Origin of the sequence: Streptomyces oceani (assembly GCF_001751245.1) — a bacterium.
GTDB lineage: Bacteria > Actinomycetota > Actinomycetes > Streptomycetales > Streptomycetaceae > Streptomyces > Streptomyces oceani.
Genome location: NZ_LJGU01000104.1, coordinates 95629 through 109121 on the forward strand (window position 1 = coordinate 95629; position 13493 = coordinate 109121).

The 13493-nt window shown below is 70.5% G+C and carries 11 protein-coding genes and 1 riboswitch; of the genes, 5 read left to right on the top strand and 6 right to left on the bottom strand.

Annotated features, from left to right (window positions below; all coding sequences use genetic code 11):
- Window positions 1-15 precede the first annotated feature (15 nt).
- Window positions 16-1779: a glycosyltransferase family protein gene (locus tag AN216_RS04275; RefSeq protein WP_244502309.1), complete on the bottom strand. Its 1764-nt coding sequence runs from the start codon at window positions 1777-1779 to the stop codon at window positions 16-18.
- Between the two features lie 268 nt (window positions 1780-2047).
- Here AN216_RS04275 and AN216_RS04280 point away from each other — a divergent pair, with 268 nt between their 5' ends.
- The gene (locus tag AN216_RS04280) at window positions 2048-2521 is read left to right on the top strand and encodes a hypothetical protein (RefSeq protein WP_070195231.1); all 474 of its coding nucleotides are present in this window, start codon (window positions 2048-2050) and stop codon (window positions 2519-2521) included.
- A 188-nt stretch (window positions 2522-2709) separates the two neighbouring features.
- Here AN216_RS04280 and AN216_RS04285 read toward each other — a convergent pair whose 3' ends face one another.
- On the bottom strand, window positions 2710-3366 hold the full coding sequence (locus AN216_RS04285) for a LuxR C-terminal-related transcriptional regulator (RefSeq protein WP_070195252.1): 657 nt from the start codon (window positions 3364-3366) through the stop codon (window positions 2710-2712).
- A gap of 347 nt (window positions 3367-3713) precedes the next feature.
- Entirely contained in the window at window positions 3714-5021 is a 1308-nt protein-coding gene (locus tag AN216_RS04290) for an ATP-binding protein (RefSeq protein ID WP_079166235.1), read from the bottom strand.
- Window positions 5022-5249: 228 nt separating this feature from the next.
- Between AN216_RS04290 and AN216_RS04295 the strand changes: the two genes are divergently transcribed.
- Both AN216_RS04295 and AN216_RS04300 read left to right on the top strand, forming a co-directional pair.
- Window positions 5250-6734 carry a PspC domain-containing protein gene (locus tag AN216_RS04295; RefSeq protein WP_079166236.1) on the top strand — a complete coding sequence of 495 codons (1485 nt, stop codon included), beginning with the start codon at window positions 5250-5252 and terminating at the stop codon, window positions 6732-6734.
- Window positions 6731-6979 carry a hypothetical protein gene (locus tag AN216_RS04300; RefSeq protein ID WP_070195234.1) on the top strand — a complete coding sequence of 83 codons (249 nt, stop codon included), beginning with the start codon at window positions 6731-6733 and terminating at the stop codon, window positions 6977-6979. Before AN216_RS04295 ends, AN216_RS04300 begins: the two co-directional genes overlap by 4 nt.
- A 111-nt stretch (window positions 6980-7090) precedes the next feature.
- Here the strand turns inward: AN216_RS04300 and AN216_RS04305 are convergent, their stop codons facing one another.
- Both AN216_RS04305 and AN216_RS04310 read right to left on the bottom strand, forming a co-directional pair.
- A complete protein-coding gene (locus AN216_RS04305) occupies window positions 7091-7675 on the bottom strand; it encodes a DoxX family protein (protein WP_079166237.1) in 585 nt (194 codons plus the stop codon).
- A gap of 237 nt (window positions 7676-7912) precedes the next feature.
- On the bottom strand, window positions 7913-8542 hold the full coding sequence (locus tag AN216_RS04310; RefSeq protein ID WP_070195235.1) for a hypothetical protein: 630 nt from the start codon (window positions 8540-8542) through the stop codon (window positions 7913-7915).
- 178 nt (window positions 8543-8720) lie between these two features.
- On the opposite strand from AN216_RS04310, the gene AN216_RS04315 reads away from it, so the two are divergent.
- Entirely contained in the window at window positions 8721-9443 is a 723-nt protein-coding gene (locus tag AN216_RS04315; RefSeq protein ID WP_070195236.1) for a VWA domain-containing protein, read from the top strand.
- Between the two features lie 179 nt (window positions 9444-9622).
- Here the strand turns inward: AN216_RS04315 and AN216_RS04320 are convergent, their stop codons facing one another.
- Window positions 9623-10732 (bottom strand): C40 family peptidase, encoded by a 1110-nt coding sequence (locus AN216_RS04320; protein ID WP_070195237.1) that lies wholly within the window; start codon window positions 10730-10732, stop codon window positions 9623-9625.
- 8 nt (window positions 10733-10740) lie between these two features.
- Window positions 10741-10887: riboswitch (cyclic di-AMP (ydaO/yuaA leader) on the bottom strand.
- A 314-nt stretch (window positions 10888-11201) separates the two neighbouring features.
- Between AN216_RS04320 and pcrA the strand changes: the two genes are divergently transcribed.
- Window positions 11202-13493: DNA helicase PcrA (gene pcrA, locus AN216_RS04325; protein ID WP_070195238.1), on the top strand; the 2292-nt coding region annotated here is incomplete at its 3' end.

Consider the following 13493-nt stretch of genomic DNA (forward strand, 5'->3'; position numbering starts at 1 on the left):
GCGGGCTGACGGGGGTCACAACGGCTGAGCCGTGTCCTGGGATGAGGCCCTGACGACTCGCGTACGGAAGGCGCGCCCTCCCACGAGACAGGTGAGGTTCGCCGGCAGCGCCGCGGCGACGGGGTCGTGCCCGGACCGACGACCACCGGGCGGTGTGCGGGAGGCCTTCCCGGTCGCGGCGCGGGTGAGGCCGCTGAGCCAGGCGTGCACCGCGCTGAGCGCGGCGGCCGGATCGACGTGTATGACACGTCGGCCGTGGGCGTCCGTAGCGGGATCGACGCGGACGGACAGCAACAGCCCCGAGCGCGCCCGTACGACGCAGTGTTGGTGCGACAGGATGGCCGCGGCGGTGTCGCAGCCGGGGTAGTGCTCCAGCGTCTGTGCGGTCCAACCCGCGACCGTCCAGCGGCACTCCGGCACGGCGGTGCGGTGCTGGCCTGATGGCGCGTGCGGGGGCGCCTGCGGTGGCGTCGCACGCCGGTAGAGGAGCGCGGCGCTCTGGACATGCCGCTCCGGAGCGGTCCCGTGCTCGGCCGCGAGGTGGTCGCCCCGCGCGTCCGTGCCAGCGGGCAGCCGTGCCACCCGCAGGAGCGCCGTCCCGGTACGCCGCACTCGTACGGCGAAGGCACCCGGGGTACGGTCCGGCGGCGCGGGCTCGGGCAGCGTGCGGGCGGCCGGCCGCACGCGGGGTGTGAGGGCGAGCAGCCGGTACAGTTCGGCTGCCAGCAGTTCCATGGCCTGCCCCCGCCGCGCGAACGCCGCGTCCGCGCACGAGCGGGCCACTGCCGTGCTGGCGGTGGTCAGCGCGTCGTGCAGGACGGCTTCGACTGGGGTGTCCGAGTCTGACGTGTCCGGGGCAGGCGTGTCCGGCCCGCTGGGGTGCGGCAGGTCGCTGGGGTGCGGCAGGTCGACGAAGTGTGGCAGGTGTGGGCTGTGCGCGAGCAGTTCGGCCATCGGGCTGCCGGACAGCAGTTCCGCACCGCCGTCGTACGCGCCGATCACGGGACGCCCGAGCGCCGCGCCGTACAACGCCGCCGAGCCGTGATCACCGATCACGCAGTCGGCCGCGACCAACAGGCTGGCCCACTCCGCGTGGGGTTCGGCCAGGAGCATGCCCGCGTCGAGGGCGGGGGCGAGGTGGCGGGCGAGGTCGGGTTCGGTGGTCCGGCAGCGTTCGTTGGGGTGTACGAGGAGCGCCAACTGGTAGGCGTCGTACGGAAGGTGCCGGGCCAGCGCGGCGGGCAGTCCCGGGCGACGGCGGAGCAGGGACTCCGGGCCCCAGGTCGAGCACAGCGCGATCAACGTACGGGCGCCGGTGCGCAGCGCCGCACGGTAGCGATCGCGGTGGCTGCGGGAGGCGAGCAGCCGTTCCAGCGTGGGGTCACCGACCACTGCGGCGTTGCGGGCGGCCACCGGGCTGTGGGCGGTGAGTTCACGGAGCTGGCTGGGGTGGGCCAGGGCGTGGAAGTCGGCCAGTGCGTGTCCGTCGGGCTGGAGGAACGCCGGGTCGAGTCCGGAGGCGCGCGCGGCCGTGCCTTCGTCCGGGAACGCCTTGCCGAAGCCGGCACCGTGGGGGAACAGGGCCAGTGGGCCGCGAAGCCGGGTCAGTTCGCCCTTGGGGCTAGCCGTCAGTATCAGGTCGTACGGATGCCGTGCCGCCTCGGGCCACGGCACCGTACGGGCACGTGTCCGCTCGATCGCGGCCAGCGCGTCGGTGGCGAAGTCGGAGCCCGGGACGAGGGTGAACTGGGTGGCGACGCGCTCGTCACCGTCGAACACGGGGAGGACGTCGAGCAGTCGGTACAGCGCGGTGGCCGACCGGGCGGCGAAGAGTACCGACCGCTGGCCGCTGGCCGCTGGCCGCTGGCCGCTGGCCGCTGGCCGCTGGCCGCTGGCCGCTGGCCGCTGACGTGATCATACCCGTGCCGCTGCTCCCGCGAGGGTCGTTTCCACAGTTCAGCGGACTGTCGTGGGGGCACTCCGAGGGCATGTCCAGATCGTATCGAAAGCCTGCGCGAGGCCACTTGGATGTGGTGACAATGGTCCCATGACGGAGTGGGGAGTCGCGCTGCTCGCGGCTGGTTCGGCTCTCGCGGGCAGCCTGGTCACCGGGTGGTTCGCGCGCAGCGCGGGCAACCGCCAGGCCGAGGCCGCGCGGCACGCCGGCGACCGGCAGGCCGACGCACTGCTGGACACGGTGCGGACGACACTCCAGGACCAGCGGGACGTACGGCTGTTGGACCTGCGTCGGCAGACGTACGCGGCATTCCTGGAGGCGGCCGAAGCCGTCCTGTTGACGCACCGGACCGGGGAAGGCGGATCCGCTGACCGCTCAGCCCTGCAACGTGCCCTGGCTACCGTGCTCCTGGAAGGGCCCGAGGAGGTCGCCGACGCGGCCCGTGTGCTCGTGACCGCGCTGGGAACCGGCCGTGCCCCGGATGAACTGGTGGCGGCACGAGAGGACTTCCTGCACCGCGCCAGGGAGGCCCTGAACTCCGCTCGACCCCTTCAGGGGTACTGAGAGGGTGGTGGACTGCCCAGGGCGTGTGTGCCCACTCCAGTCATACGCGCCGAGCCCGAGCACTGCGCGCAAGTGCCCGGCGGTGCGTGACCGCGCCAGCCTACTGACCACGCCCGTCGCGTACGTGACCGTACGCCCACTCGTCCGAGCAGCGCCCTCAGCCGGGCGCGCGCGAACGGGCGGGCTGCTCAGACGAGTCTTCGGGCGGTCGCCCAACGGGTGAGCTCGTGCCGGTTGGAGAGCTGAAGCTTGCGGAGCACCGCGGAGACGTGTGACTCGACCGTCTTGACCGAGATGAACAACTGCTTGCCGATCTCCTTGTAGGCGTATCCGCGGGCGATGAGCCGAAGCACCTGCCGCTCGCGCTGGGTGAGCCGGTCCAGGTCCTCGTCCACCGGAGACGCGTCGGTGGAGGCGAAGGCGTCGAGCACGAAGCCCGCCAGCCGCGGGGAGAAGACGGCATCGTCCTCGGAGACCCGGAAGATGGCGTCGACCAGGTCGGAGCCGGTGATGGTCTTGGTGACATAGCCTCGCGCGCCACCTCGGATCACGCCGATCACGTCCTCCGCGGCGTCCGAGACGGAGAGCGCGAGAAAACGCACCGGTGCTTCCTGGGCGGCCATTATCGCGGCGCTGCGGCGCAACACCTCCACGCCCCCGCCACCGGGCAGGTGCACATCCAGCAGCACGACGTCCGGCCGGGTCGCCTGGATGACGGAAACCGCTTGGTCCACGTCTCCCGCCTCACCAACCACCTGGACACCGGTCGTCTCGGTGCGCCCGATCTCGGCCTGGACGCCCGCGCGGAACATCCTGTGGTCGTCGACCAAGACCACTCGGACCACCCGATGAGGGGCCGCCGGCTGCTCGCTCTGCGCCGCCTCGCCAGCCGGTTTCGACGGCTGGTCCGACACGGTTTGGCGGCTGGCTTCGCCATGGGCGTCCTCGGGGCTCGTCGCGCTCGCCCCGCCCGGTTGGTTCGCCCCGACCGTCTCCCCGTTCCCGCCGGTCGCAACAGTCTCGTCGGTGTCGCTGACCTGGCTGGTCACAGCGTCACGGGATGCCTCACCACCACGTCCTTGTGCCGGGCCCGCTGGCGGGACCTCGCCGACCGCGGACACCGTGTCCCGTACGGAAGCGGGCACTCCTCCGGACTGTGGCTCACCGCCCGCCCCGGGCACTCGCTGGCCGTTCACGTCCTCGCCACCCTCTCCATCTCAAGCTCGACCTCTGTTCCTTCACCTGCGGCGGACCGGATGCGCGCCGTGCCGCCGTTGCGTTCCATCCGGCCGACGATGGACTCCCGGACCCCCATCCGGTCCTCGGGGACCGTGTCCTGGTCGAAGCCGGGTCCACGATCCCGTACGGAGATGAAGACCGTGCTCTCCTCCACTTCGGCGAAGACTTGTACGGTGCCGCCCTCGCCACCGTACTTGGCGGCGTTGACCATGGCCTCCCGTGCGGCCTGGAGCTGCGCGCTGAGCCGTTCGTCGAGCGGGCAGTCGCCTACGCAGACGACCTCCACCGGCACCCCGTGGTAGTCCTCCACCTCCGCGGCGGTGGCCTTGACCGACGCGGTGAGAGTCGCCGCCTCATCGGCCTCAGTGTCGCTGTGCGCGCTCCTCGGACCCGGCTTGTACAGCCACTCGCGCAGCTCGCGCTCCTGAGCCCGGGCGAGACGGCTGACTTCGCGGGAGTTGTCGGAACTGCGCTGTATCAGGGTGAGAGTGTGCAACACGGAGTCGTGCACATGTGCCGCGACTTCGGCGCGCTCCTGGGCTCGGATGCGCATGAGGCGCTCCTCGGAGAGGTCACGCATCATCCGCACGAGATACGGACCAGCGAGCAGCGCGATCCCGATGAGCACCGCCAGCGACGCCTGCACGATCGAGCCCAGATAACGGGTCGAGCCCTGGACGACGAGGATCCCGGTCACGCCCACCACGACGAGCAGCACTCCGACCAGGCTGCGCGCCAGCGGCAGGACGCCCTTGCGGCGGCTCGCGGCGGCCCAGCGGGCACGGCGGGCGTCATCCGCCTGACGCCAGACCAGCACCACACCGAGGGCCATCAGCAGCACCGGCCAGAGATAGGTGTTGGCCCGGCCGAACCCGACATTGCTGACCAGGGCGACGAGCACGCCGAGCAGGCCCAGGACAGTGGCGAACTCGCCCTTGCCGAAGCGGCGAATCCAGTGTCGTGGGCGCCTGCGGCCGCCGTCCTCCGGGGCTTGCCCGACGGGCGTGGCGAGGGCCGGAGCATCCACTCCACCGGTGCCGAGCGGGACCGCGAACCAGAAAGAGGCGTACAGCACCCCACCCAAGCCGTTCGCCGTGCTCAGCGCTATGAACACGATCCGCACCCAGGAGACGGGAATCCCCAGGTGGCCGGCGAGACCGCGGGCGACGCCGCCGAGGAGCCGACCCTCCGAGGAGCGGTAGAGCTTCCGCGGAGACGGCTCCTCGTCGATCGGCGTCCTGGGCGCGGTGGTGGCGGTCATGGTCCGATCGTCACACGCTTCCATGGCGTGGACATCAGGGTCGGCCCCTGATCTGTCCCGGATAAGCGGTCGGGGACGGCGGATCGTGCGGCGGAAACCCCACGGACCCCAGCGGAACCCCCAGCAGTACCGGATCGGCCGTGGCGCCCGCGGTCGTTCCCGAATATCAGGGATAGCTCCGGGACGCCCCCGATACCCCGCTCACGGTTCGCAGTCCACGATGGGGTCATGGCAGAAGACCAGTCCGGTGCGTCCGGAGCGCGGGAGTCCCCTCCGACGGATTCGTCCGACGGTTCGCGGGACACCTCTGGTGTGTCGGTGGCGCCAGTGGGACGAAAGATCACGCGTAGCCGCGCGGACAAGGTGTTCGGCGGCGTCTGCGGGGGATTGGGGCGACACTTCGACCTCGACCCGGTGATCTTCCGCGTGCCGGTGACCGTGCTCTCGCTGATCGGCGGGCTCGGCCTGGTGTGGTATGGGATCGCGTGGTTGCTGATTCCCGCCGAGGGGGAGCGGGAGAACGAAGCGCGCCGGTTGCTGTCGGGCCGGATCGAGGGCAGTTCGCTCACGGCTGCGCTCGTCGCGCTCGTCGGCGGTGGCCTGTCCCTCGTCTCCCTCGGCAGCGGCACGAAAGCCTCCTTCTCCGTCGGGCTGGCGGCAGCGGTCTTCGGTGCGGCGTACTGGTCGCAGCGTCGACACTCGAGGGGTGAGGTCCCCGCATCCGGCGCCGAGCGAAGAGCGCCGGCGGATCCGACCACCTCGGGTTCCGCGTCCCTGCACACGGTGCCCAACGCGCCACCGGAGACTCAGGCCCCGCCCACCCTGTCCGCCCCCTCCTGGTGGCGGGAGCCGGTCAGGGAGCAGGCAGGAGCCGGGGTGGGCGCGCGTACGGGCTATCTCTGGGGGCCGGACAGCATGGCGCCGTACGGAGAGGACCCGGAGGGCCCCGCGGACTCGTCCGCGAAGGGTCGCTACGCGCACGGCCCGTACGACCCGAGGGGAGTCGCGCGGGGCAAGGGCAACGACCCGCGCCCGGAGAGACCGCGAAGCCTGGACGGTGTGACCTTCCTGCTCGCCTGTCTGGCAGCTTCCCTGGGCACGTCTCTGACCTGGTCCTCGGAGCCACTCAGCGCCAGCCTGGCAGCGGGCCTCGGGTGTGCCTTGGCGGTCTTCGGCCTCGGCCTGGCAGCCAGTGCCTTCCGGGGGCGTACGGGCGGCGGGACGCTCTTCGGCATCATTCTGGCCGCCGCCCTGCTGGTGGGGACGTCCGTTATGCCGGACGACATATCCAGCCAGGTCGACGAGAGACGCTGGGCACCGACCTCCGTCGCTGAGGTGCGCGATAGGTACGCGATCGGCTCGGGACAGGGTGAGTTGGATCTCACGGACGTCCGGGTACCCAAGGGGCGGACCGAGCGGGTGGAGACTCGGGTCGGTGCCGGACAGCTGCGGGTTCTGGTGCCCGAGGATATGAGGGTGCGGGTTGAGATCAAGCTGGGCCTGGGCAGTTACCGCGTGCCGGGAGACGTCGGCCAGGACACCGGAGGTGGCTTCAATCTCTCGCTGAAACGCACTCTCGGAGCCGGGCAGTCAGCCGACTCCCACGGGACGCTCCGACTCGTGGTCGACGTCGGTGTCGGTGACGCGTCCGTGCTGCGGCTCTCGTCGGAGGGTGGCGGGGAGAACACCGGAAAGGAGGCCACGACGCGATGAACCGGCAGTCGTTCAAGCCCGCTGGTTTGCTGTACGGCCTACCGATCACCGGCGCGGGGGTGGTGTACGTGCTGGAGGGCGTCGGGGTGGTGCAGCCGCCAACCGTCGTGTTGCTCCTGCTCGTGCCTGCCGCCGCCGCCGTCGGAGTATTGGGCAACGCCATGGTGGGAGGCGTGCGGGCATGCGGACGCCGGCACTCGACCCGGGAGGTGACGGATAACGTGGAACGGTCGAGTGCCCGGTGAACGTCCTCGCGGCACCGCCGAGCACGGTGCGGCGCTCACGCGTAGCAGCATCGAGGGTCAAGCGGAGGAATCCCGTGGCAGTACCCCCAACGCACCCCACATGAGAGCGCTTCAACCGAAAATGTGCTGCCCTTTGCGTCGGCGGCGGGCACTGAGCAGCCCGTCCAGGGAGAGCAGCGGGGCACCCAGCACGATCAGCGGGGTCCAGGCCATCAGATACGGCAGATCGTTGCCGTAGTAGTAGGGCTCCGCCGACCAGCTCACCGTGAGCCAGAAGACCAGCGACAGCAACGCGCCGCCGGTGGCGGCCAGCCGTGCCCACAAACCCGCGAGAGTGGCCAGCCCCACGGCGAGTTCACCGCAGGCGATGGCGTATCCGAAGCCCGCCGGGCTCCTCAGCGCCAGGTCGACCAGCCAGCTCGCGGCTGCGGTGTCATGCACGCTGTGCAGCAGGCCCGCGAAGGAGCCGGCACCGGAACCGGTCAGGAAGCCGGAGTCGGTGAGTTTGTCGACGCCGGCGTAGGTGAACGTCACGCCGAGGAAGAGCCGTAGCGGCAGCAGCGCGTACCGCTTGGCGATGTTCCGCACGGCGCCAGGCCGCATGTCGCTGCCGCCAGGCCCGCCCGCTACGCCACCGCTGGCCCCGACGCCGTCGAACGGCCCGTGCCCGCCGCCTACCTGGCCTGACAGCGACATGGGGGATCGGCCTCCTGGATACGTCCGGCATGCCTATGTCTCGTGACGCTCGCGCACGACATCACGAAGTGGGGAAGAGCTTCCGGGTCGCACCGGCCGCACGCAACCCGTCAGCACGTACGGACTTCGCCACTCCGGTCGCTTCGGTCGTCCTGGTCTCCCAGGGCCGCTCCGGTCGCCTGGCCGTCCCACCTCGTTCCGCCCGCCCCCTCAACTGCCACAGGCTCCTCCGCCACTTCAGCCCCACCCCTTGAAGTACGGCCGGGTGTGGTGACTGGCGAGTGCCGTACTGATGATCAACTTCCGCTGGTGTTCCGCGTCCTGGTAGTCGATCTCCCAGTGCGTCTGCCCACTGAACGACCGACTCCCGTCCGGCAGTTCTCCGGAACCCTGGCGCCCCGCCGCGTCCCAGCTCACCCTCCCCTTGCCGAGTTGCCGCGCGTGCTCCGGCGCCAAGCCGTACAGCCGGACACTGGGTCGCGACCAGGCGCACTTGCGCCGGTGCGGACTGTCGTAGGTCGAGTCCCCCGAGCGGTCGCGCGATACCGCGCTCATGAGCCGGGGCTGCACCGTGTAGTGCGGTATGACGTAGATCGGGGTGCCGATCACCATGGTGCGCAGCACGACACCGTGCTCGTACAGACGGTGTTCGAGGAGCAAGTGTGGTGCGAGGACGAGCGCCTCAAGGTAGAACAGTCCCCCGAAGACGAGGGCGTAGACCGGCCATGGCGCTGGCTCGGCGTTCGTCGCGAACGGTGTGAGCACCAGCGTGACGAGGACGATCAGACCCCAGCCCAGCACGGGGTGGAGTGGATGATGCTTGTCGATCAGCTTGCCGAGTTCCGGTGGCGGCCTGCGTCGCAGCATCCGGTCATTGAAGCACGATCGGACGTCCCGGGAGCGAGGGCAGGAGCTCGGCAGTGCCGTCGGTCGGCCACCGCGTACGGGATGGGAGAACAGCACAGCACGGACGCGTACGCGTGAAACGCGTACGCGTGGCACGAGAACGCACGTCGCGCCGGAGTCACACGGGAGGGACCGAGAGATGCCGCTGGAGTCCGGGGCCGGCCTGAGCACGGTGGAGAGCACCGCGCCCGGGCTGGTCGATCTCTACAAGAAGGCCGGCGTCAGCCTGCGCAACAACGGCCTCGCGGGGGAACGAGCCGCCGTCTACCTGGTGTTGGATCGCTCCGGCAGTATGCGGCCGTACTACCGCGACGGTACGGTGCAGCACCTCGCCGAGCAGGTGCTCTCGCTCGGGGCGCATCTCGATGACGACGGCGCCGTGCCACTGGTGTTCTTCTCCACAGACGTGGACGGCACCGCGCTGCTGTCGCTGACCGACTACCGGGGCCGTGTCCAGCAACTGCACGATGAGCTGGGCCATATGGGCCGCACCAACTACCACTGGGCGATGGACGAGGTCATCGACCACCACCTCGCCTCCGGCAACGAGGCGCCGGCGCTGGTGGTGTTCCAGACCGACGGCGGACCGACGAGCCGGTTCGCCGCCGAACGTCACCTGTGCAAGGCGGCGCGCCTGCCGCTGTTCTGGCAGTTCATCGGGTTCGGCGCGCCGGACGATGACGAGTTCGCCTTCCTGCACAAACTGGACGACCTGCCCGTACCGGAGAAGCGCGTCGTCGACAACGCCGGCTTCTTCCACGCCGGGGCCGACCCACGCGCCGTCGCCGACAGCGAGGTGTACGACCAGCTCCTGGGCGAGTTCCCGACATGGCTCACCGCCGCGCGTCAGGCGGGGATCTGACCGACCGACTCCGCCGTGTCCCGCAGGCCGGCGGCGCGTACGCAGGGACCCGGGCGCGCGGAGCCCCGTACGCCCGGTTCCCGTACGCCGGAGCCCGTCGGCCGGCGTACGGGAACTCCCGCGCCATCGACGACCCCCCGCCCGGGCCGCCGGCCCAAGCCGTCAGCAACCCGCTCAGCTCAGCCGGGACGCACCGCGCTGTGGAACGGCATGTAGTCGACCGACTCGTACTTCACGTCATCGCCCGGCTTTGACGCGTGAATCATCTGACCGTCGCCGACGTAGATGCCGACATGGCTGATGTCGTCGTAGAAGAAGATCAAGTCCCCGGGCCGCATATCGGACTTGGCGACCTTGGTGCCGACCTCGACCTGGTCGAAGGTGGTACGCGGCAGGGACACCCCGGCGGCCTTCCACGCGCCCTGGGTGAAGCCCGAGCAGTCGTACGAGTTCGGCCCGGCGGCTCCCCACACGTACGGCTTGCCCAACTGCGCCTTGGCGAACGCCAGTACCTTGTCGACCTGCCCGGTGGCCGGCGCGTCGGGGGACTCGTCCGTGCCGCCGCCCGGCCGCTCGTTCTCCCGCTGTTCGCGCTCCTCCCGCTCCTTGGCCTCGCGCTTCGCCTCGGCGCGCTTCTCCCGCTCGATCGCGGCCAGCCGCGCCTTCTCCTCTGCGGTCAGTTCCGAGAGCAGCTCCCGCGCCTGGGAAAGCTTCGTCTGCACGTCCTGCTTGCTGCTCTTGAGACGCTTCTGCGCCGAGGTCAGCGAGCGGAGTTCCCTGCTGGCCTCGGCCCGCTTCGTGCTCGCCGTCCGCTGCTGCTTCTCCAACTCGCCGACGGCCTGCTTCTGGCGCTCCGTCAGCCGGCCCATCAGGTGCTGCTGGCTGAAGTACCCCTGCGGGTCCTCGGTGAGCAGCAGCGTGGCGGTGCCGGAGGCGCCTCCGTTGCGGTACTGCGCGGTGGCGTACTGGCCGAGCGCCCGCCGGGCGTCGTTCGCCTTGGCCGTGCGCTTGGCTACCGCGTCCAGGGCCTTGTCGACCGTCTTCCGCTGTTGGTCGGTCTGCTCCTTCGCCGCGTTGTACCGCTGCGTCTTGAGACCGGCCTGCTGGTAGAGCTTGTCGACCCGCTGCTTCACCTCTTCCAGGGACGGCTTGTCGTCCTGCGGGTCGGCGCTCGCGCTCTGCGTCAGCAGCGTGGCGGAGGCGAGGGCCGCGGTGGTGACACCGACGGTGCCGCGTCGGCTCGCGGCCGACAGGTGAGTACGGGCACGGGGCTTGCGATGGGACGCCAAGACCAGCGACTCCTTCCAAGGACCGCCTACCGGGTTAGCTGTCGGGTTCGGACCTCGGAAGGCGGTCCTACGGAGCACGGCTGGTGCTCCGATTCACCCCGGTGTCGTGTTGGGTCCCCGGCTCCGGTCGGGACCGGACTCGGCGGAGGCGGCCCGTGCCGGCGCTTTCGCCGACTGGGGGTACGGACTGCCTGGCACGGCACCGTAGCGAAGGTGTGGGGCTGGTGTGAAGGCTGGGGTGCCCTACATCCGAGATCCGTCCGTTATCTGCTCCACCGGCGCGGGTGGGAGGTCCGTGGCGGCGACCGGGTTCGGCCATGCGGTGCGCAGCGGGCCGATACCCTCCGAAGCCGAGCGGCTCGCCGGGTCCTCAGTCGGCTTCCGGGCCCGTCGTCGGCTTTCCGCTCCTCCGTCGGTTTCCCGATACCGCCCGCCGGCTGTCCGTGCAGCAGCCTAGACTCGGACGACGATGAGCAGCCTCTTCGACGACAGCTTCCTGGCCAGCCTCGCCCACGAGCTCGGGTCCGAGCCCCCGGCCGAGGACGGGCCGCCGCCTCCGCCCGAGCAGGACGAGCAGTCCGTGCCGGAGCCCGTGCCGCACGACCTGTTCTCCGGCACCTTCGCGGGCGGCACCGGCCGGGACCCGTACCACCTGGACGGCGCGCCGCGTACGGTGATCGACCCCGCGACGCTGCTGGAGGGTATGAACGGACAGCAGCGGGAAGCCGTCGTGCACACGGGCTCGCCGCTGCTGATCGTCGCGGGCGCGGGCTCCGGGAAGACCCGGGTGCTGACCCACCGGATCGCGTACCTGCTGGGCGCGCGGGGGGTGCACGCCGGGCAGGTCCTGGCGATCACCTTCACCAACAAGGCCGCCGGTGAGATGAAGGAGCGGGTCACGGAGCTGGTGGGGGCGCGGGCCCAGGCCATGTGGGTGTCCACCTTCCACAGTGCCTGCGTCCGCATCCTTCGCCGGGAGAGTAAGCAACTCGGCTTCACCTCCAGCTTCTCGATCTACGACGCGGCCGACTCGAAACGCCTCATGGCGCTGGTCTGCCGGGACCTGGACCTGGACCCGAAGCGCTTTCCACCGAAGACCTTCAGCGCCCGGATCTCGAACCTGAAGAACGAGCTGATCGACGAGGAGGACTTCGCGGCCCAGACCTCCGGTGACCGGGCCGGTGGCTTCGAGCAGACCCTCGCCGAGGCGTACTCCCTCTACCAGGCGCGGCTGCGTGAGGCCAACGCGCTGGACTTCGACGACATCATCATGACGACGGTGCACCTCCTCCAGGCGTTCCCGGACGTCGCCGAGCACTACCGTCGGCGCTTCCGCCACGTACTGGTCGACGAGTACCAGGACACCAACCACGCCCAGTACACCCTGGTGAAGGAGCTGGTGGGTACGGGCGAGGACGAGTCGGGACCGGAGCGGGCGGAGCTGTGCGTCGTCGGCGACGCCGACCAGTCGATCTACGCCTTCCGGGGCGCGACCATCCGGAACATCCTCCAGTTCGAGGAGGACTACCCGGACGCCGAGACCATCCTGCTGGAACAGAACTACCGCTCCACCCAGACCATCCTCAGCGCCGCCAACGCGGTGATCGAGCGCAACGACAACCGCCGTCCCAAAAACCTCTGGACCGAGGCCGGCGAGGGCGCCCGTATCCGCGCGTACGTCGCGGACACCGAGCACGACGAGGCGCAGTTCGTCGCCGACGAGATCGACCGGCTGACCGACGCCGGGGAGACGAGGGCCGGCGACGTCGCGGTCTTCTACCGGACCAACGCCCAGTCCCGGGTGTTCGAGGAGGTGTTCATCCGGGTGGGGCTTCCGTACAAGGTCGTGGGCGGGGTGCGCTTCTACGAGCGTCGGGAGGTCCGGGACGTGTTGGCGTATCTACGCGTCCTGGCGAACCCGGAGGACGCCGTGCCGCTGCGCCGTATCCTGAACGTCCCCAAGCGGGGCATCGGAGACCGCGCGGAGGCGATGATCGACGCCCTGGCGCTGCGCGAGAAGATCACGTTCCCGCAGGCGCTCGTACGGGTGGACGAGGCGTACGGCATGGCCGCGCGCTCGGCGAACGCGGTGCGTCGGTTCAACACCATGATGGAGGAACTGCGCACCATCGTGGAGTCCGGTGCCGGTCCCGCGACCGTGCTGGAGGCGGTGCTGGAGCAGACCGGATACCTCGCCGAGCTGCAGACCTCCACCGACCCGCAGGACGAGACCCGGGTGGAGAACCTTCAGGAACTCGCCGCGGTCGCCCTGGAGTTCGAGCAGGACCGGGGCGAGGAGAACCCTGGCACGCTGGCGGAGTTCCTGGAACAGGTCGCCCTCGTCGCCGACTCCGACCAGATCCCGGACGAGGACGCGGCGGAGGACGACACCGGCGTGATCACCCTGATGACGCTGCACACCGCCAAGGGCCTGGAGTTCCCGACGGTGTTCCTCACCGGCCTGGAGGACGGCGTGTTCCCGCACCAGCGGGCGCTGGGCCAGCCCAAGGAGCTGGAGGAGGAGCGTCGGCTGGCGTACGTCGGCATCACCCGCGCCCGGGAACGGCTCATGCTCACCCGCTCGGTGATGCGCAGCGTGTGGGGGAGGCCGCAGTACAACCCGCCGTCCCGGTTCCTGGAGGAGATCCCGGAGGCGTACGTGGAGTGGAAGCGCACCGGTCCGGCCGCGGGTCCGGCGCCCGCTGCGGGGGGCGGCGCCTCGGCCATGACCGGGACGGCCTCCGGCGGGGCGTCCGGGGCC